Below are 17,437 nucleotides of genomic sequence, written 5' to 3'. Positions count from 1 at the left end.
GGACCCTGGGGGATTCATGGCAGTGAAGAGCGGCGCACCCTGGTGGGCCCACCTGATGATGTACGCCGGGGGCGTCACCATGGTCGTCGCCGGCGCCACCGCCGGGATCGCCCAGTACGCCGCCTACACGGCCAACAACACCATCGAGTCCGAGGACATCCTCGGCGACAACCGCGCCGAGATGGACGTCGAGAACATCGAGGGCCCCCTGAACATCCTCGTCCTCGGCGTCGACAAGCAGGGCGGCTCGACCCGCTCGGACACCATGATCATGGTGCACGTCAACAAGGAGCTCACCGAGGTCTCGATGGTGTCGCTCCCCCGCGACCTCTACGTCGAGATCCCCGACTGCGGCCCCGACTGGGGCAACAACACCTGCATGCAGAAGCTCAACCACGCCGCGTCGATCTCCGACGACTGGGAGGTCACGCGCGCGAACGTGGTGCAGACGATCTACGACCTCACCGGCGTCGAGTTCCACATCGGCGCCACCGTCGACTTCAACGGCTTCATGGACCTCGTCGACCTCGTCGAGGAGATCGAGCTGTGCCCCTGGCACGAGATCCAGTCGATCCACGGCGACAAGCGCGTCTTCCCCGAAGGCTGCAACTATTACAACAAGGAAGAGGCCCTCGACCTCATCCGCCAGCGCTACCCCTGGGACGAACCGGAGGACTACGAGTCCGGCCTGTGGGGCGACTACGGCCGCCAGGCCATGCAGCAGCAGGCCATCAAGGCGCTCATCAAGGAGCTCAAGGCCGACGGCTACGCCTCCGATCCGACCCGCCTCACCCAGGTCCTCGACGGCCTCGAAGGCAAGCTGACGATGGACATGCCCGACGGCCTCTCCACCATCGACCTCGCCCTCAACCTCCGCGACCTCAACCCCGAGGACATCACCTCGATCCGCGTCCCCGCGACGTCCCAGGAGACCGAGGTCGGCTCCTCGGAGGTGATCGCCGAAGGGGAGCAGCAGATGGCCGCCGACGCGCTCTGGGAGGCCCTCCAGAACGACACGATGACGGAGTGGATCGCCCAGTACCCCGAGTGGGTCAAGCAGACCGGCAACAACACCACCCCCACCACCGAGACCCCCTCCGGGGACGGCGCCTCCGAGTCGACCGCCGACTAGCGGCAACGCCCGGGCGCGCCCGCGGCGTCTCTAGAGTCGGAACACTTCCGACGACGCTTGGAGACGCATGGCCGGCAAGAGCGGCGCGCCCTGGTGGGCCCATTTCATGACGTACGCGGGTGCGGTGACCATGGTCGTCGCCGGCGGCACCGCGGCGATCGCCCAGTACGGCGTCAACAAGGCCGACGACGTGATCCCGCAGGAGGACATCCTCGGCGACGCGCAGGCCGAGATGGACGTCGACCACATCGAGGGGCCCCTGAACATCCTCGTCCTCGGCACGGACAAGCAGGGCGGCTCCACCCGCTCCGACACCATGATCATCGTCCACATCAACGGCGACCTCACCCAGGCGACCATGGTGTCCCTCCCCCGCGACCTCCTCGTGGACATCCCCGACTGCGGGCCCGCCTTCGACGGGAACCCCTGCCAGAACAAGCTGAACCACGCCGCGTCGATCTCCGACGACTGGGACGTGACCCGCGCGAACGTCGTGAGCACCGTCCACGACCTCACCGGCCTCGACTTCCACCTGGGCGCGACCGCCGACTTCAACGGGTTCATCGAGATGGTCGACCTCGTCGGCACCGTCGAGATCTGCACCTGGAAGGAGTTCCAGTCCCACCACACCGACCGCGTCTTCGAGAAGGGCTGCCACGAGTACGACCAGGAGGCGGCCCTCGACCTGGTGCGCCAGCGCTACCAGTTCTACGACCAGATCGACTACGACCTGGGCCTGTACGGGGACTACGCGCGGCAGAACTTCCAGCAGCAGGCCATCAAGTCGCTCCTGGAGAAGGCCAAGGAGCAGGGTTACCTCCAGGACCCCGCGAAGCTCACGGAGCTCCTGGAGGGCTTCGGCGAGGACAAGGTGAGCATCGACCGGCCCGACGACCTGTCGATCGCCGACCTCGCGATCAACCTCCGCAACATCGACCCGAGCACGATGACGACGGTCCGCGTCCCCGCCAGCTCCGAGCAGGAAACCGAGTGGGGCGACATCGAGCGCATCCACGACGGGCCCGAAGCGGAGGCGGCGGCGTCCCTGTGGCTCGCGATCCAGAACGACACGCTCGACGCGTGGATGGCCGCGAACCCCGAATGGGTCAAGAGCGACGCCGCGAACCCCGACAGCTACACGGACGCGGGCACCGAGTCCCCGGGAGCGGACTGAGCGGGCGGCTCAGGCGGCGTTCAGGCGCCGGTGGCGGCCTTCGCCTCGTCGGCCTCGTCCACGGCGTTCCACTCGCGCTTCGACGAGCGCCAGCCGTCCTCGTCGTGGCCTGAGCGCCAGTACCCCGAGACGGACATCCGCTCGCGCGACAGCTCGCGCTCGAAACGCAGGTAGCGGCGGATCTCGCGGACGAACCCGGCCTCGCCGTGCACGAACGCGTGCACGTCGCCCGCCGGGAACTCGAACCCGCGGACGGCGTCGACCAGCCTGCGCCCCAGGGCTTCCGGGCCCCGGTGCAGCCACGTCACGGTCACGTCCCCCGCGGACTTGAACTGCTGCTCCTCGTCCGGTCCGTCGACCTCCAGGAACACGTGGGCGCGCGCGCCGGGCGCGAGGCTCTCGACGGCGGCGGCGATGGCGGGGACCGCGCTGGCGTCCCCGGCGAGGAGGTGCCAGTCGGCGGTCGGGGCGGGCGCGTAGGCGCCGCCGGGTCCGGCGAAGCGCAGCAGCGAGCCGGGCTCGGCCTTGGCGGCCCAGGGGCCGGCGACGCCCTCGTCGCCGTGGTAGACGAAGTCGATCCACAGCTCGCGGGCGGCGGGGTCCCAGCGGCGCACGGTGTAGGTGCGGGTGACCGGCCACTGCTCGGGCGGGAGCTCCTCGCGGATGCGGGCCATGTCGAAGGGCTCGGGGTAGGCGACGCCCTCGACCGGGAACTGGAGTTTCAGGTAGTGGTCGGTGAAGTCGCCGCACTGGAAGTCCGCGAGACCGTCGCCGCCGAGGACCACGCGGATCATGTGCGGGGTGACCCGCTCGGTCCGCACGACTTCGGCGGTCTTGAGGATCGGGCTCCTGCGCTCACGACGTTCAGCCATTCGGGCTCCTTCGGTCAGGCGGCTCACGACTCCGTTCGGCAGGGCCCCCGAGCCGCGCAATCGGCCCCGCCTGGAGAAGCATGGTTAGGCGAACCTAACCATCACACCATCAGTTGTACCCCGCCGCCCCACCCCCGCGCCCGCCGCGCCCCGCATTCCCGCACGACGTAACAGCGCGAGGGTGGGCATCCCGTCCGAAACCCCTCACATCGGCAGCGCTAGTCGGGCCTGGGGCTCACGTCCTGCATGACCGACCGGAGCAGGGGCCTGGCCAGGGCGCCTGCGGCGATCACCGACGCCGTTCCCGCCGCGAGGGTCGCACCGAGGATGAGGGCGCCGCTGGCGTCGAAGCCCATGACGCCGATGACCGGGGCGGTCAGGGCCATGCCGGTGAGGACCGAGGCGCCGCCGAGGAAGGCGAGCGGGAGCAGGGTCTCCTGGCGTCGGGCCTGGTCGAGGACCTGCTGCGGGGTCCCGGCGAGGTGGAGGAGTCGGTAGGTGCGGCGGCGGTCGAGGACCGATCCGATGGCGCTGATCGCCGTCGAGACGGCGGCGGTGATGAAGACCACTGCGAGGACCACGGTGACGCCGGTGCGGACCGAGCTGACGATGCGGTTCGACATGAGGCTGGAGTCGATCTCGCGTTCGGGCGCGTCGCCGGGGAGGACCGCGGTCATGGTGCTGCGCACCGCTTCGAGGTCGGTGCCCGAGGTGGTCGCCTCGATGACGGCCGAGCCGGAGCCGGCGGTGAGGTAGCCGCTGCTGTCGACGACGGCGACGTCGGCCCGGTCGCCGAGTTCGGCGGCGAGGGTCGCGGCGAGGGCGTCGGCGTCCGCTGCGGGGACCATCGCGGCGATCGACTCGGTGGCCTGCGTCCCGGTGTCGGTCACGAGCATCGGGAAGAGGGCGACCGACCCTGCGACGAAGCCCGCGATGGCGACGCCGGACACGGTGCGCCAGGCGGCCTTCGGGTCCTCGGCGAGGCGGCGGGCCGCCAGGAGCCGGGCGGGGCCGCGGGCGGTGCGGGCCAGGGTGCGGCCGAGGCGCTGGACCAGCCAGGGGCCGATGAGGTTGACGGCGGCCAGCGTCGCGGCGAACAGTCCTATGAGGATCGCCACGGCGATCATGCTGCCGCCGACGAGCTGCGTCGCGATCATGAACAGCACCGCGAGGCCCGCGAAGATCAGGACCCGGATCGCCTTGAGGCCCTTGGGTTTCACGCGCCGGGCCACACCGAGGGGGCTGATCACGACGCCGCGGAGGCCCACGAGGGCCGAGACGGCGACGAGGACCGGGACCGCGAGGGCGACGACCGCCATCCAGGGCGCGCCCGCCCACAGGTCGGCGGTGAACCAGCGGCCGCCGTCGATGGGGATGAGCGCCACCAGCGGCGTCGCGAGCATCCACAGGACCGTGCCCGCGATCGAACCGGCGACCGCGGCGAGCACGGTCTCGATGAGCGTCAACCGCATCACCTGCCCGGGGGTCGCGCCGATGAGCCGCAGCGTCGCGAGCCGCTCGTCGCGCCGCGACACCGTCAGCCGGGCCGCGGCCGCGCCGAACACCGCCGCCGGGACGGCCATGAGGATCGCCGCGAGGACCATGAGGATCAGGTAGAACCCGTAGACCGTGTCCGGCTGCCCGCCCCCGAAGCCGTCCACGACTCGCGGCGAGACCGTGTCGGCGTTCGACCGCTCCGCGGCCATCGCCGGGTCGTCCGCGCTGCGCCCGACGACCACGACCAGCTCGTTCGGGTGCGCGAGCGCCTCCGGCCCGAGCTCGCCCGCGACCTCGACGTCGCCGTAGCGGGCCAGGAAGTCCGAGTCCGGGACGCCGTCGAGGAGGTCGGCCGCGGCCGGGGACAGCCACACCTCGCCGACAGCGGGGAACGCGTCCATGCCGGGCGGCGCGGGCGCGTCGCCGGCCAGCGCAGCGAGGTCGACTCGGGTGACCGAGTCGCCGCCGTAATGGTCGGAAGCGGTCGCGAGGAGCACCGAGCCGGTGTCGGCTTCGGGCACGTCGCGCCAGGTGGTGCGGTCCGCGCGGGCGTCGAACGCGAAGTTCCCCGCCACGGCGAACTGGAGCAGCAGCGTCGCGACCGCGACGGCGAGCGCGGTCAGGCCGGTGCTCAGGAGGGCGCTGCGCCCGCCGAGCCGGGTCAGGCGCCAGGCCAGCTCGGTCATCGCCAGACCTCCGCGACCGGTTCGGGGCCGAAGCGGCCGTCTCCGGCGATCACCGGGCGTCTCGCGGCGGGGTCCCCGATGCCGTTGCCCGCCCGCGGGACGCCGCCGAGGCGGCCGTCCCGGATCTCGATCGTCCTGGTGCACCGCGCGGCGATCTGCGGGTCGTGGGTGACGACGACCAGGGCCGCGTCGAGGTCGGCGACGGTCTGGAGGAGCACGCCCATGACCTGGTCGCCGGTGGCGCGGTCGAGCGCGCCGGTCGGCTCGTCGGCGAACACGACCGCGGGGCTGATCACGAGGGCGCGGGCGAGTGCGACGCGCTGGGCCTCGCCGCCGGAGAGCTCGCCGGGGCGGCGGCCCTCCTTGCCTTCGAGGCCGAGGCGCCGCAGCTGCTCGCGGGCGGGGCCGAGCGCGTCTTTGCGCGAGGTGCCGTCGAGCATGAGCGGGAGGGCAACGTTCTCCTCGGCGGGCAGCTCCGGAAGGAGCTGCCCGAACTGGAAGAGGAACGCGAACCTGGTGCGCCGCAGGTGGCTGCGGGAGCGCTCGGAGAGCGTGTCGATCCGCTCGTCGAAGAGGCGGACCTCCCCGGCGTCGGGCCGCATGATCCCGGCGAGGCAGTGCAGGAGCGTGGACTTCCCGGACCCGGAGGGCCCGGTGACGGCGACCGACTCGCCGGGCGCGACGGCGAAGTCGACGCCGTCGAGCGCGGGGGCCGTGCCGAAGTGCTTGACGAGGGCGCGGGCACTGAGCATGGGGGGTCTCATCGGCGGGCCTTCCGGCGGTCGGAGAAGGGATGGTCGGGGAGGAAGGACACTGCGGTGCCCGCGATGAGGAAGACCGCGGTGAGCACGAGGCCCAGGGCGGTGCCGATTTCCAGGAATCCGTTCATGGTGCAAGCCTCGCCGCGGGAGGGGTCCGTCCGCTTCGGCTCGGCGACGGGTTTCGGGCGGCGCGGGTCGGCCGTTCGACCGAGGACGCCCGGATCCGGGCTACCTTCGAGCCCATGAACGCTCCCAGGGCGGCCGCGAGCGGCCGCTTCAACCGGCTCGTGATGCGGCTGCTCAAGATCGCCACCGTCTCGGGCCTGCTGCTGGTGCTCCTCGCGGAGTCGATGTCCAGCCTCCCCGACGAGCGGCCGCCGTTCGTGTCGTGGGTGTCGTGGGTGCAGATCGCGACGTCGCTGTTCGCGATCGGCGTGTACACGTTCTACGGGCCGGGCCGCAAGCGGTGGATCGCGGCGGCGGCGCTCGCGTCGATGGCCGCGACCGGGATCGACGTGGCGTACGACCAGGGGGAGGTGCGCGGCGTGGGGACCGCGGAGCTGCTCGCGCTGGGCCTGCTCATGCTGTTCGCGGTGCGCCACTGGGACGCCGCGCCGGGCCGGTGGGTCGCGTTCGCGACCGGGGCCGCGGTGATGACGATCGGGTCGCGTCTGTTCGTGATCGAGGGCTCGGCGGTGGGCGGGACGGCGCTGATCGTCATGGCGATGCTCAGCGTCATCGGCTTTGGCGCGTACCTGCGGTCCATGGACAAGCTGCGGCGGGAGACGCAGGAGGAGGTGCGCCGGGCCGAGCGGCTGGAGCTGGCCCGGGAGATGCACGACTTCGTGGCGCACCACGTCACGGGCATGGTGGTGCTGGCGCAGGCGGGGCAGGTGGCGGCGACCGACCCGCTGAAGTCGTTCGCGGACATCGAGGAGGCGGGCCTGGCCGCGCTCGCGTCGATGCGGCGGATGGTGCGGATGCTGCGGGACGACGACGCGGCGGGCGGCGTGAACCCGCTGGGGGACCTGTCGCAGATCGAGGACCTGGTGGACCGGTTCAGCCGGGAGGGGACCGACGCGACGTGCTTCATCTCGCCGGAGCTGGCGGGCGCGGTGGCGCCGGAGATCGCGGCGACGGCGCACCGGGTGGTGCGGGAGGCGCTCACGAACGTGCGCAAGCACGCCCGGGGGGCGACGCGGGTGCGGGTCGTGGTGGCCGCCGCGGGCGGGCACGGCGTGGAGGTGTCGGTCCGGGACGACGGCCGGGCCGCTCGGAGCAGGCTGGGCCGGGAGCCCCTCGCCGAGTCAGGCGGGGGACTGGGCCTGGTGGGGCTGCGCGAGCGCGTGGAGGCCGTGGGCGGTCAGCTGCGGGCGCAGGTGCGCCCGGAGGGCGGCTGGGAGACGGCGGCGTGGCTGCCCCGCGAGGAGGCGGCGCCCGCCGCGCAGTCCTGAGCGACGCGAAAGGCCCGCATCTGTCGATGCGGGCCTCGTCGGTGGCAGGTGCAGGATTCGAACCTGCGAAGTCGATGACGGCTGATTTACAGTCAGCTCCCTTTGGCCACTTGGGTAACCTGCCGTGGCGTGTAGCGAGAGCAAGAATAGCGTCCCCTCCCACCGGGTCCGCAAGCGGGTTCTCCCCCGTTGAGACGGCGTTCACTGCCCCCGCCGCGGGCGCGGTCGCCCGCCGCGGCGGCCCCGGACTAAGCTTGGCGGTCGCGCCCCTTGCGCGGCGCCGCGCCGCCGCGCCCGCCGCAGCGCCGACGCTGAGCCGCCTACGACACTGGAAGGACCGGACGCCATGGCCGACGCCTCGTTCGACATCGTCTCCGAGATCGATCTCGCGGAGCTCGACAACGCGATCAACCAGACCCAGCGGGAGCTGGGGACCCGGTTCGACTTCCGCGGGACGGGCGCGGGCGTGGAGCGCTCGGGGGACGAGGCGGCCGTGATCTCGGCCGAGACCGAGGACCGCGCCAAGGCGGCCCTCGACGTCCTGAAGGAGAAGCTCATCAAGCGGGGCATCTCCCTGAAGGCCCTGGACGCGGGCGACCCGCGCCAGTCCGGCAAGGAGACGAAGATCGACGTCGCGTTTAAGCAGGGGATCTCCACCGAGGACGCGAAGAAGATCGGCAAGATCATCCGCGACGAGGGCCCGAAGGGCGTCAAGCCGCAGGTGCAGGGCGACAAGCTGCGGGTCACCGGCAAGAAGCGGGACGACCTCCAGGAGGTCATCGCGCTCCTGAAGGGCAAGGACCTCGAAGTGGCGCTCCAGTTCACTAACTACCGCTGACCCGGCCGTGGACGTCTCCGACCTGGTCGCCCTCGCCCTGTTCGTCGTGGGCGGGGGCCTCGTCGCGCTCATGGTCGTGGTGACCCAGCGCTCGTACAAGAAGGACGAGCGCTCGGAGTTCTGGGTGGTGTACCCGACGGCGAAGGGCGAGAAGCGGCAGGTCGAGGCCCCGCAGGAGGACTAGGCCGCGAGCCGGTGCGTGAGCCCGGTGTGGCGCTTCCCGGTGCCCGCGGTGCGCACGGCGACCGCGAGGGCCTGCTTCGAGCCGACGAGGACGACGAGGCGCTTCGCGCGGGTGATGGCCGTGTACACGAGGTTGCGCTGGAGCATCGTCCAGGCGCTGGTGGTCACGGGCACGACGACCGCGGGGTACTCCGATCCCTGCGATCTGTGGACGGTGAGCGCGTACGCGTGCTGGAGCTCGTCGAGCTCGGTGAACTCGTAGTCGACGTCCTCGTCCTCGTCGGTGCGCACGGTGAGGGTCTGGGCGACCGCGTCGATGCCCTGCACGATCCCGATGGTGCCGTTGAACACGCCCGCCTTCCCCTTCTGGTAGTCGTTGCGGATCTGCACGACCTTGTCGCCGGTGCGGAAGACGCGGCCGCCGTGGCGGCGCTCGGGGAGGCCGTCGCGGGCGGGCGTGAGTGCCTCTTGCAGGCGGGCGTTGAGGTTCCCGGCGCCGGGGCCGCCGCGGTGCATGGGCGCGAGGACCTGCACGTCGCGCACGGGGTGGAGCCCGAAGCGGGCGGGGATGCGGCGAGAGACGATCTCCACGATCCGGTCGGCGACGAGGTCGTTGTCGTCGCACGCGAACCAGAAGAAGTCCGGGTAGCCGTCGAGTTCAGGGAACTGGCCGCGGTTGACCTTGTGGGCGTTGGCGACCACGCCCGACTCGGCGGCCTGCCGGAAGATCTGCGTGAGCCGCACCCGGGGGACCGCCTCGGCGGCGAGGAGGTCGCGGAGCACTTCCCCGGCGCCCACGGACGGCAGCTGGTCGACGTCGCCGACGAGCAGCAGGTGCGCGCCGGGCGGGACGGCCTTGACGAGCTTGTTCGCGAGGACCGTGTCGAGCATCGAGGACTCGTCGACGACGAGGAGGTCCACGTCGAGGGGGTTGTCGCGGTCGTAGGCGGCGTCGCCGCCGGGCCGCAGTTCGAGCATCCGGTGGAGCGTGCGCGCCTCGAACCCGGTGAGCTCGGCGAGGCGCTTCGCGGCCCGCCCGGTGGGGGCCGCGAGCATCACCTTGGCGCCCTTCGCCCTCGCGAGGGCCACGATCGAGGACACCGTGAACGACTTGCCGCAGCCGGGCCCGCCGGTGAGGACCGCGACCCGCTCGGTCAGGGCGAGGCGCACCGCGTCGGCCTGCTCGGGGGCGAGTTCGGCGTCCGTGCGGCGGCGCAGCCACGCGAACGCCTTGTCCCAGTCGACGCCGCCGAACACGCCGAGCCGGTCCTCGCTCGTGCGCAGCAGCGCGAGGAGCCCAGCGGCGAGGCCGCGCTCGGCGTGGAAGAACGGCGCCAGGTACCGGGCGGGGACGGTGCCGTCGCCGACGGGCACGTCCTCGGCGATCACCCGCTCCCCCGCCTCGGCGAGCTCCGCGAGCGCGGCCGCGACGAGTCCTGAGGGGAGCGCGAGGAGTTCCACGGTGTCGGCGACGAGGTTCGGGGCGGGGAGGAAGCAGTGGCCGCCGTCGGACGCCTGCGACAGCGTGTACTGGAGGGCCGCCTTGATGCGCTCGGGGGAGTCCTCGGGGACGCCGACGGCGCGGGCGATCGCGTCGGCGGTCTTGAAGCCGATGCCCCACACCTCGTTGGCGAGGCGGTACGGCTCGTTCTTGACCACGCCGATCGACGCGTCCCCGTACTGCTTGTAAACGCGCACGGCGAGGGACGTGGACACGTCGACGGACTGGAGGAACACCATGACCTCCTTGATGGCCCGCTGCTCCTCCCAGGCGGCGCCGATCGCCTTGGTGCGCTTGGGGCCGAGGCCGGGGACCTCGATGAGGCGGCCGGGGTCGGCGTCGATGACGTCGAGGGTGGCGGTGCCGAAGTGGGCGACGATCTTCGCGGCGGTCTTGGGGCCGACGCCCTTGACGAGCCCGGAGCCGAGGTACCGCTCGATGCCCTGGACGGTGGCGGGCAGGACCGTCCGGTAGGACCAGACCTCGAACTGGCGCCCGTACTTCGGGTGGCTGGACCAGCGGCCGGTGAGCGACAAGGACTCGCCGACCTGCGCGCCCAGGAGCGGCCCCACGACGGTGACCAGGTCGGCGCCGCCGCGGGCCGGGCTGGCGCGCGCGATCGTGTACCCGGTCTCCTCGTTCGCGTACGTGACGCGTTCGAGCACGGCCTCAAGGACCGTGCCGGGCGCCCCGTCCGGGCGCCGCTGCTCCTCCGCCATCCCGCAACGGTAGCGGCGGGGTCCGTCATTCCTCTTCGGCGAGTGCCATCCGCCTGGTCGGGACGGGTGCGGGGGCGTCGGCGACCGCCTCGGACGGGAGGAGCCGCCAGTCGGGCCGCGAGAAGAACTCGCGGGTCTCGTTGTACACCACGGGGGTCAGCATCATCAGCCCGATGAGGTTGGGGAGCGCCATGAGGCCGTTCGCGATGTCCGACAGGCCCCACAGCAGTTCGAGGCTGGTGACCGCGCCCAGATAGGACACGAGCACGTACACGATCCGGTAGGGCAGGATGAGCGCCCGGCCGGTGTACCGCTCCAGGCACTTCTCACCGTAGTAGGACCAGCCGATGATCGTCGCGAACGCGAACGTCGCGAGCCCGACGGCGACGATGAGCGCCCCGGCCGCGCCGCCGAGCGTGCCGGGCCCGCCCAGGCCCTCCTCGAACGCGAGGCGCGTCAGCGCCGACGAGGTCACCAGGCCCCCGTCGGCGTCCACCGAGCCGAGCACGCCCGTGACGACGATGACGAGGCCCGTCATGGTGACCACGATGATCGTGTCGATGAACGTCTGCGTCATCGACACCATCGCCTGGCGCACCGGCTGGTCCGTGCGGGCCGCGGCGGCCGCGAACCCGCCCGTGCCGAGCCCGGCCTCGTTGGAGAACACGCCGCGCGCGAACCCGATCTGGATCGTCAGCAGCAGCGCCGAGCCCGCGAACCCGCCCACGGCCGCGCCGCCGGTGAACGCCTGCGACACGATCTCGGCGAACGCCGCCGGGACCGCGGTGACGTTGAGCGCGAGCACGAGCAGGCACCCGCTCACGTAGAACACGATCATGAACGGCACCAGCGCGGAGGCGACCGCCCCGATCGACTTGACGCCGCCGAGGATCACCGCGCCCACCAGGACCATGATGACCAGGCCGGTGAGCTGCGGCGTCCACCACGAGTCCGCGGGCACGAGCCCGTCGAGGCCGCTCGTGACGTTCCCGGCCTGCACCGCGTTCCCGATCCCGAAGCTCGCGGCGACACCGAACACCGCGAACAGGAACGCCAGGCCCTTCCCGACCGGCCCGGGGATGCCCGCCGACAGGTACCGCTGCGGCCCGCCCGACTGCTCCCCGCGGGCGTTCACCGTCCGGTACTTCACGCCCAGGAGCGCCTCCGCGTACTTCACGGCCATCCCCACGAACCCGGTGACCCACATCCAGAACAGCGCCCCGGGCCCGCCGATCGCGATCGCCGCCCCGACCCCGCCGATGTTCCCCACGCCGACCGTCGCGGCCAGCGCGAGCGACAGCGCCTGGTAGTGGCTGAGGTCCCCTTCGCCGCCGTGCTCGCCGCGCTTGCGCAGCGCGAGCCACAGGCCGTAGCCGAGGCGCCGGAACTGGATGCCGGAGAGCTGGACGGTGAGGATGAGGCCGGTCGCGAAGATGACGGCGATGAGGGGGACGCCCCACACGAACGCGTCCGCTTCGGCGACCGCGTCCCCGTACTTCGCGCTGAGGCCGTCGGCCCAGGTCTGGACGGCGCCGGTGACCGGGTCGAGGAAGTCCAGGAAATGCACCGATCGCCTCCGGTATCGCTTCTGTAGTGCTTCAGGATGATTTGCGGGGTTCGTCAGGCCCGAGGAAGCATACAGAGGGAATGTCGGGGGCGCCCGGTACCGTGTGGACATGAGCGAGCGATGGTTTGAGGGGCCCCTGCTGGGGTTCGACACGGAGACCACGGGCGTCAGCGTCGAGCAGGACCGGATCGTCCAGGCGGCCGTGGTCACCGGCACCGGCGACACGACGTGGCTGATCAACCCGGGCGTCCCGATCCCCCCCGGGCGCGACCCGCGTCCACGGGATCACCGACGAGCGGGTGCGGGCGGAGGGCCGGCCCCCGGCCGAGGCCCTCGCCGAGGTCGCGGCGGCGCTGCGGGCGGCGGCGGACGCGGGCACGCCGGTGGTGGCGTTCCGCGCCGGGTTCGACTGCACGCTGCTGTCGTACGAGCTGGAGCGCCACGGCCTGGAGCAGCCCGCGTGGGAGCGGCTCGCGGTCGTGGACCCGTCGGTGCTCGACAAGCGCGTGGACAAGTACCGGCGCGGGAAGCGCACCTTGGGCGCGACGTCCCTCCAGTACGGGGTGGTCCACGACGGGGCGCACTCGGCGGTCGGGGACGCGGCGGCGACGGTGGCGCTGGCCCGTGCGATCGGGGCGCTGTACCCGGAGGTCGGGGACCTGACGCCGCAGGACCTGCACGCCTCGCAGGTGCGGTGGCACGCGGAGGACGCGGCGAGCCTGGAGGCGTACTTCAAGCGCAAGGGCCGCGAGGAGACGGTGGACCGGCGGTGGCCGCTCCAGAGGTGAGCACGACCGAGGCCCCGGTCCGTGCGGACCGGGGCCTCGGGTCGAAGCTGCTGCGCGCCGGGGCCTAGTGGCCTTCGGCCTCCTCGGCGGGCTCGTAGTATTCGCGGTCCTCTTCGCCGGTGGTGTCCTGGCCGGTGGGCAGGGCCGCGAGGACCTCGGAGCCGTCGGCGAACACGAACTTGACCCACAGCTGGGAGCCGACCGGGAGGGCGGTGCCGAGGTCTTCGACGAGGAGGTAGTCGCCGTCCTCGACGGCCTGGTCCAGGCGCACGTACTCGGCGGGGGCGATCGCGATGTCGATGGCGGGGTCGCCCTCGAACGCGGGCTCCTCGACGGCGGGCGACTCGTCGCCGGAAGGCGTCTCGGCGCCGGTCTCCGCACCGGTTTCGGTCCCGGTCTCGGAGGCGTCGTCGGAGGGCTCCTCCTCAGCGGAGGTCGCGGGCTCGACGGGGGCGGTGGGGCTCACGAAGGTGACGACGCCGGCCCACAGGGAGGCGTCGGCCTCCTCGGTGTCGGCGGCGGCGTCCTCTTCGGTCGCGTACGCGTAGACGCCGGTCAGGCCGACCTCGGTCTCGCCCTCGTTGCCGATCCACACGCGCAGGGCGGCGCTGTCGCCGACGGCGTAGCCCGCGGCGGAGTCGAACTCGACCTGGAGGTCGCGCAGCGCGAGGTCGCCCTCGTCGACGTTCACCCCGGCGATCGCGCTCACCTTCATGTCCGTCTGGGTCTCGTTGCCCGCGGAGCACGCGGACAGCGCCGCTGCGGCGGCGCCCGCGAGCGCGATGGCGGCCGCGCGGCGGGCCGTGATGATCCCCTTGGCCACTGCTGGTCCTCTCCGAGTTCCGACAGGAATGCTCACGACAGCGTAGACGACTCGCTCTCACCTCTCCCCCGGGCCGGTGCGGCGGTGGAACGCACGTCTCAGGGACCGGCCGGTCCCGTTGCGGCCGTGCGGCATCAGGGCCCGGTCCGCGCCTCCGGGGCCGTCCCGGACGGTTACGGTTCGTCCGCAGCCGCGAACCCGGGTCCGCGCGGCGCGCCCGCGGCGCCGCGCCGCGCACGGCGGAGCGACCTGGGCCTCATTCGTCACATCCGGCTGCCGCCCGAAAGCCCAAGGTGCCGTAGAGTAATCAGTCACATACCAATTGACCAGGGAATTCGTGGCGATCCGATGTCGGGAAAACCCCGACTGCCGTGTTAAGCTGGACACAGCGAAAGGGGTTTCGATCCTATGGGTTTTAGTGTCGGCGAGACCGTTGTCTACCCCCACCACGGGGCCGCACTCGTTGAAGCTGTAGAGACTCGCACCATCGGTGGTATCGAACAGGAATACCTCGTGCTGCGCGTCGAGCAGGGTGACCTCACGGTCAAGGTTCCAGCCAAGAACGTCGAGCTCGTCGGCGTCCGGGAAGTCGTCGGCGCCGAGGGCCTCGAAGAGGTCTTCGAGGTGCTGCGCGCCCCCCACACCGAGGAACCCACCAACTGGTCGCGGCGCTACAAGGCGAACGTCGAGAAGCTGGCCTCCGGTTCCCCGCTGAAAATAGCAGAGGTCGTCCGCGACCTGTGGCGGCGCGACCGCGAGCGGGGCCTCTCGGCCGGGGAGAAGCGGATGCTCTCCAAGGCCCGCGAGATCCTCACCGGCGAGATCGCCCTCGCCGAGGACTGCGTGAAGGACGAGGCCGACAACATCCTCGACAAGGTCCTGCTCCAGGAGGCCCCGGTCAAGTAGACCGGCACCGCCAGCAGACCGCACCGTGAGCAGTTCCAATACGCCCTATGTCATCGGGCACGGCACCGACGTGCACCGCTTCGACACCGCCCAGCCCTGCCGCCTCGCCTGCCTCGAATGGCCCGGCGAGGCGGGGCTGGCCGGGCACTCGGACGGGGACGCGGCCGCACATGCGGCCTGCGACGCCCTGCTCTCCGCCGCCGGGCTCGGCGACCTCGGATCGAACTACGGCACCGACCGCCCCGAGTGGGCCGGCGCCTCCGGGTCCGCGCTCCTCGCCGAGACCGCCCGCCGCGTCCGCGACGCCGGATGGGCCGTCGGCAACGTCTCCGTCCAGGTCGTCGGCAACCGGCCCCGCCTCGGGGCCCGCCGCGCCGAGGCCGAGGCCGCCATGGCCGAGGCGGTCGGCGCCCCCGTCCGGCTCTCCGCCACCACCACCGACGGCCTGGGCTTCACCGGACGCGGCGAGGGCCTCGCCGCCACCGCGGTAGCGTTGCTGTACCAGCCCTGAGACCTGTCCGGGAGTAGCCCATGGACGCCGACCCCAACCGCACGGTCGCCGAGCACCTCCAGAGCGCCGAACTGCTCTACGAGCTCGGCCAGGTGCCCGACGCGCGCGCCGAGGCGGACGCGGCCCTGCGCCTCGACCCCCTCAGCCCCGACGCGAACGCCATGGCCGCCGCGTGCGCCCTCGCCGACAACGACCCCGACGAGGCCCTCGTGTACGCGGGCGCCGCCCTCGCCCAGACCCCCGGCCACCGCCGCGCCATGATCACCCGCGGGTACGCGCTCGCCGACGCGGGCCGCAAGGACGAGGCCATGCAGGCCGCCGCGTCCCTCCTCGACCTGGACCGCACGTCCTGGCTCCACCACGTCCACTACGCGCTCATCACCCGCCGCGCCGGGGCCGCCCAGCCCGCCCTCGACGCCGCCTGGAACGCCGTGAACATCGCCCCCGACCAGCCGCGCACCCACCGGGTCCTCGCCGCCATCGCCGAGGACCTGGGCATGGACGACCTCGCCAAGCGCTCCCGCCGCGCCGCCGCCGAACTCGACCCCGGGCTCGCCGTCGAGGACAACGTCCACGTCCTCCCGCCCGAGGCCCGCCGCGTGCGCCGCCGCTGGGTCGACGCCGACAAGGACGACCCGGCCTGGCGCGGCAAGCTCTACAGCCGCGGCCTCTTCCGCGGGGCCCTCGGCCGGTCCGTGCTCCTCGGCATCGCCGTCGTCTTCGCCGTCCCCGCGCTCCTCGGCTCGGAGATGGACTCGACCGTGCGCCTCTTCTTCGCGGCCGTCGCCGTCGCCGCATGGGTGGGCTGGTTCACAGTTCTGCGCCGCCACCGCCGCCCCGAGTGACCTCAGGGCGCCCGCGCTCGTTAGTCCTTCACCACCGATCCGATGGAGGACACCAAAGTGACGACGTGCTGGGTTCCCGGGGCCGACGAGAGCCACTACAACATCCACAACCTGCCGTTCGGGGTCTTCTCGACCGCCGACGAGACCCTGCCGCGCATCGGCGTGCGCATCGGGGACCACATCCTCGACATGCACAAGGCGGTCCTCTCCGGCGACTGCCAGACCTGCGCGGCCTGCACCGCCCTGCGCGACCCGGCCCTGAACCGGCTCCTGTCGCTCGGCAAGGCCGCCTGGAAGCAGGTCCGCGCCCAGGTCCAGGAGGCCCTGACCGAGCCGAGCCTCCAGGACGTCGCCTCCGACTGGCTGACCCCGATCGGCGAGGCGATCATGCACGCCCCGCTCCTGGTCACCGACTACGTCGACTTCACCATGCGCGCCACCGACTCCGACCGGGTCTACCCGCGCGCCTCCAACGGCCGCCCCTCGACGCTCATCCCCTCCGGGATGGACCTCGTGCGGCCCGCCGGGCACCGCCGCGGCGAGGACGGCCAGGCCGTGTTCGGCCCCACCCGCGCCCTCGACATCGAGGCCGAGGTCGGGTTCATCATCGGCGGCGAGTCCGAGCTGGGCCGCCCCGTCTCGCCCGACGAGTTCGAGGACTACGTGTTCGGCGCGGTCCTGCTCAACGACTGGACCGCCCGCGACTTCCAGGAGCTGGAGACCGACGGCCTCGGGCCCGTCGCCTCCAAGTCCTTCGCGACGTCCATGAGCGCCTGGATCACGCCGATCGAGGCCCTCAGCGCCGCCCGCACCGCCGCGCCCCAGCCCGCGCCCGACATGGCCTCCTACCTGAAGGAGTCCGACCGGTACGGCTTCGACCTGCACCTCGACATCCACGTCAACGGCGTGGCCGTCGCGGGCGCGGACTTCGCCGAGGCGTGCTGGACGCCCGCGCAGCAGCTCGCGCAGCTCACCGCCGGCGGCGCCGTCCTGCGCCCCGGCCTCATGTACGGGTCCGGCGAGGCCGTCACCGGCCAGTGGCGCCTGGAGAACGGCGACGTCGTCAAGGTCACCGCCTCCGCACCCGGGCCGCGCGGCACCTCGATCGCCCTCGGCGAGGTCGAGACCCGCGTGCTCCCGTCCATCACCTGATACGCGGAACCGGTCGGTCCCGCAGGGG

Annotated in this window: 16 protein-coding genes, 1 tRNA gene and 1 pseudogene; 10 read left to right on the top strand and 8 right to left on the bottom strand. The window is 72.3% G+C overall.

Annotation, left to right across the window (positions count from 1 at the left end; genetic code table 11):
• Nucleotides 1-16: 16 nt before the first annotated feature.
• Entirely contained in the window at nucleotides 17-1,132 is a 1,116-nt protein-coding gene (locus AB0A65_RS12495; protein WP_359950548.1) for an LCP family protein, read from the top strand.
• 67 nt (nucleotides 1,133-1,199) lie between these two features.
• Complete coding sequence (locus AB0A65_RS12490) at nucleotides 1,200-2,306, top strand: LCP family protein (RefSeq protein WP_359950546.1); 1,107 nt, start codon at nucleotides 1,200-1,202, stop codon at nucleotides 2,304-2,306.
• 20 nt (nucleotides 2,307-2,326) lie between these two features.
• Here AB0A65_RS12490 and AB0A65_RS12485 read toward each other — a convergent pair whose 3' ends face one another.
• The 4 genes from AB0A65_RS12485 to AB0A65_RS12470 form a co-directional block, all read right to left on the bottom strand.
• Nucleotides 2,327-3,178, bottom strand: a complete 852-nt coding sequence (locus AB0A65_RS12485) for a siderophore-interacting protein (RefSeq protein WP_359950544.1) — start codon at nucleotides 3,176-3,178, stop codon at nucleotides 2,327-2,329.
• Between the two features lie 218 nt (nucleotides 3,179-3,396).
• Nucleotides 3,397-5,361 carry an FtsX-like permease family protein gene (locus AB0A65_RS12480; protein ID WP_359950542.1) on the bottom strand — a complete coding sequence of 655 codons (1,965 nt, stop codon included), beginning with the start codon at nucleotides 5,359-5,361 and terminating at the stop codon, nucleotides 3,397-3,399.
• The gene (locus tag AB0A65_RS12475; protein WP_359950540.1) at nucleotides 5,358-6,113 is read right to left on the bottom strand and encodes an ABC transporter ATP-binding protein; all 756 of its coding nucleotides are present in this window, start codon (nucleotides 6,111-6,113) and stop codon (nucleotides 5,358-5,360) included. The genes AB0A65_RS12480 and AB0A65_RS12475 overlap by 4 nt, the downstream gene beginning before the upstream one ends.
• An 8-nt stretch (nucleotides 6,114-6,121) precedes the next feature.
• Nucleotides 6,122-6,250, bottom strand: a complete 129-nt coding sequence (locus tag AB0A65_RS12470; RefSeq protein ID WP_359950538.1) for a hypothetical protein — start codon at nucleotides 6,248-6,250, stop codon at nucleotides 6,122-6,124.
• 114 nt (nucleotides 6,251-6,364) lie between these two features.
• Here AB0A65_RS12470 and AB0A65_RS12465 point away from each other — a divergent pair, with 114 nt between their 5' ends.
• The gene (locus tag AB0A65_RS12465; RefSeq protein ID WP_359950536.1) at nucleotides 6,365-7,576 is read left to right on the top strand and encodes an ATP-binding protein; all 1,212 of its coding nucleotides are present in this window, start codon (nucleotides 6,365-6,367) and stop codon (nucleotides 7,574-7,576) included.
• A 42-nt stretch (nucleotides 7,577-7,618) separates the two neighbouring features.
• On the opposite strand, the gene AB0A65_RS12460 is transcribed toward AB0A65_RS12465, so the two are convergent.
• Nucleotides 7,619-7,700, bottom strand: a tRNA-Tyr gene (locus AB0A65_RS12460).
• Nucleotides 7,701-7,922: 222 nt separating this feature from the next.
• Here AB0A65_RS12460 and AB0A65_RS12455 point away from each other — a divergent pair.
• Together AB0A65_RS12455 and AB0A65_RS12450 are read left to right on the top strand one after the other, a co-directional pair.
• Nucleotides 7,923-8,414 (top strand): YajQ family cyclic di-GMP-binding protein, encoded by a 492-nt coding sequence (locus AB0A65_RS12455; protein ID WP_359950534.1) that lies wholly within the window; start codon nucleotides 7,923-7,925, stop codon nucleotides 8,412-8,414.
• A 7-nt stretch (nucleotides 8,415-8,421) separates the two neighbouring features.
• Complete coding sequence (locus AB0A65_RS12450) at nucleotides 8,422-8,598, top strand: hypothetical protein (RefSeq protein ID WP_359950532.1); 177 nt, start codon at nucleotides 8,422-8,424, stop codon at nucleotides 8,596-8,598.
• Here the strand turns inward: AB0A65_RS12450 and AB0A65_RS12445 are convergent.
• Together AB0A65_RS12445 and AB0A65_RS12440 are read right to left on the bottom strand one after the other, a co-directional pair.
• Entirely contained in the window at nucleotides 8,595-10,817 is a 2,223-nt protein-coding gene (locus AB0A65_RS12445) for an ATP-dependent RecD-like DNA helicase (protein WP_359950530.1), read from the bottom strand. The genes AB0A65_RS12450 and AB0A65_RS12445 overlap by 4 nt on opposite strands.
• Before the next feature lie 25 nt (nucleotides 10,818-10,842).
• Nucleotides 10,843-12,279, bottom strand: a complete 1,437-nt coding sequence (locus tag AB0A65_RS12440) for an amino acid carrier protein (protein ID WP_359950836.1) — start codon at nucleotides 12,277-12,279, stop codon at nucleotides 10,843-10,845.
• Nucleotides 12,280-12,493: 214 nt separating this feature from the next.
• On the opposite strand from AB0A65_RS12440, the pseudogene AB0A65_RS12435 reads away from it, so the two are divergent.
• Nucleotides 12,494-13,172: pseudogene (locus tag AB0A65_RS12435) on the top strand (exonuclease domain-containing protein).
• A gap of 64 nt (nucleotides 13,173-13,236) precedes the next feature.
• On the opposite strand, the gene AB0A65_RS12430 reads toward AB0A65_RS12435, so the two are convergent.
• On the bottom strand, nucleotides 13,237-13,995 hold the full coding sequence (locus AB0A65_RS12430; RefSeq protein WP_359950528.1) for a hypothetical protein: 759 nt from the start codon (nucleotides 13,993-13,995) through the stop codon (nucleotides 13,237-13,239).
• A 408-nt stretch (nucleotides 13,996-14,403) separates the two neighbouring features.
• On the opposite strand from AB0A65_RS12430, the gene AB0A65_RS12425 reads away from it, so the two are divergent.
• The 4 genes from AB0A65_RS12425 to AB0A65_RS12410 are packed head-to-tail and all read left to right on the top strand — an operon-like array spanning nucleotide 14,404 to nucleotide 17,409.
• Nucleotides 14,404-14,901 carry a CarD family transcriptional regulator gene (locus AB0A65_RS12425; protein ID WP_091049057.1) on the top strand — a complete coding sequence of 166 codons (498 nt, stop codon included), beginning with the start codon at nucleotides 14,404-14,406 and terminating at the stop codon, nucleotides 14,899-14,901.
• A 25-nt stretch (nucleotides 14,902-14,926) separates the two neighbouring features.
• Nucleotides 14,927-15,412 (top strand): 2-C-methyl-D-erythritol 2,4-cyclodiphosphate synthase, encoded by a 486-nt coding sequence (gene ispF / locus AB0A65_RS12420; RefSeq protein WP_359950525.1) that lies wholly within the window; start codon nucleotides 14,927-14,929, stop codon nucleotides 15,410-15,412.
• Between the two features lie 20 nt (nucleotides 15,413-15,432).
• On the top strand, nucleotides 15,433-16,257 hold the full coding sequence (locus AB0A65_RS12415) for a tetratricopeptide repeat protein (RefSeq protein ID WP_359950523.1): 825 nt from the start codon (nucleotides 15,433-15,435) through the stop codon (nucleotides 16,255-16,257).
• A gap of 42 nt (nucleotides 16,258-16,299) precedes the next feature.
• Nucleotides 16,300-17,409: a fumarylacetoacetate hydrolase family protein gene (locus AB0A65_RS12410; protein WP_359950521.1), complete on the top strand. Its 1,110-nt coding sequence runs from the start codon at nucleotides 16,300-16,302 to the stop codon at nucleotides 17,407-17,409.
• The last annotated feature ends 28 nt before the right edge of the window (nucleotides 17,410-17,437 follow it).

It is taken from the genome of Glycomyces sp. NPDC047010 (assembly GCF_040644205.1).
Lineage (GTDB): Bacteria > Actinomycetota > Actinomycetes > Mycobacteriales > Micromonosporaceae > Glycomyces.
This window is presented reverse-complemented; position numbering and strand designations above follow the sequence as displayed.

Bases quoted from the DNA above. Each gene is read 5' to 3' on its own strand.
- AB0A65_RS12495 (WP_359950548.1), top strand. From the start codon at position 17: ATGGCAGTGAAGAGCGGCGCACCCTGGTGGGCCCACCTGATGATGTAC.
- AB0A65_RS12490 (WP_359950546.1), top strand. From the start codon at position 1,200: ATGGCCGGCAAGAGCGGCGCGCCCTGGTGGGCCCATTTCATGACGTAC.
- AB0A65_RS12485 (WP_359950544.1), bottom strand. From the start codon at position 3,178: ATGGCTGAACGTCGTGAGCGCAGGAGCCCGATCCTCAAGACCGCCGAA.
- AB0A65_RS12480 (WP_359950542.1), bottom strand. From the start codon at position 5,361: ATGACCGAGCTGGCCTGGCGCCTGACCCGGCTCGGCGGGCGCAGCGCC.
- AB0A65_RS12475 (WP_359950540.1), bottom strand. From the start codon at position 6,113: ATGCTCAGTGCCCGCGCCCTCGTCAAGCACTTCGGCACGGCCCCCGCG.
- AB0A65_RS12470 (WP_359950538.1), bottom strand. From the start codon at position 6,250: ATGAACGGATTCCTGGAAATCGGCACCGCCCTGGGCCTCGTGCTCACC.
- AB0A65_RS12465 (WP_359950536.1), top strand. From the start codon at position 6,365: ATGAACGCTCCCAGGGCGGCCGCGAGCGGCCGCTTCAACCGGCTCGTG.
- AB0A65_RS12455 (WP_359950534.1), top strand. From the start codon at position 7,923: ATGGCCGACGCCTCGTTCGACATCGTCTCCGAGATCGATCTCGCGGAG.
- AB0A65_RS12445 (WP_359950530.1), bottom strand. From the start codon at position 10,817: ATGGCGGAGGAGCAGCGGCGCCCGGACGGGGCGCCCGGCACGGTCCTT.
- AB0A65_RS12425 (WP_091049057.1), top strand. From the start codon at position 14,404: ATGGGTTTTAGTGTCGGCGAGACCGTTGTCTACCCCCACCACGGGGCC.
- AB0A65_RS12415 (WP_359950523.1), top strand. From the start codon at position 15,433: ATGGACGCCGACCCCAACCGCACGGTCGCCGAGCACCTCCAGAGCGCC.
- AB0A65_RS12410 (WP_359950521.1), top strand. From the start codon at position 16,300: ATGGAGGACACCAAAGTGACGACGTGCTGGGTTCCCGGGGCCGACGAG.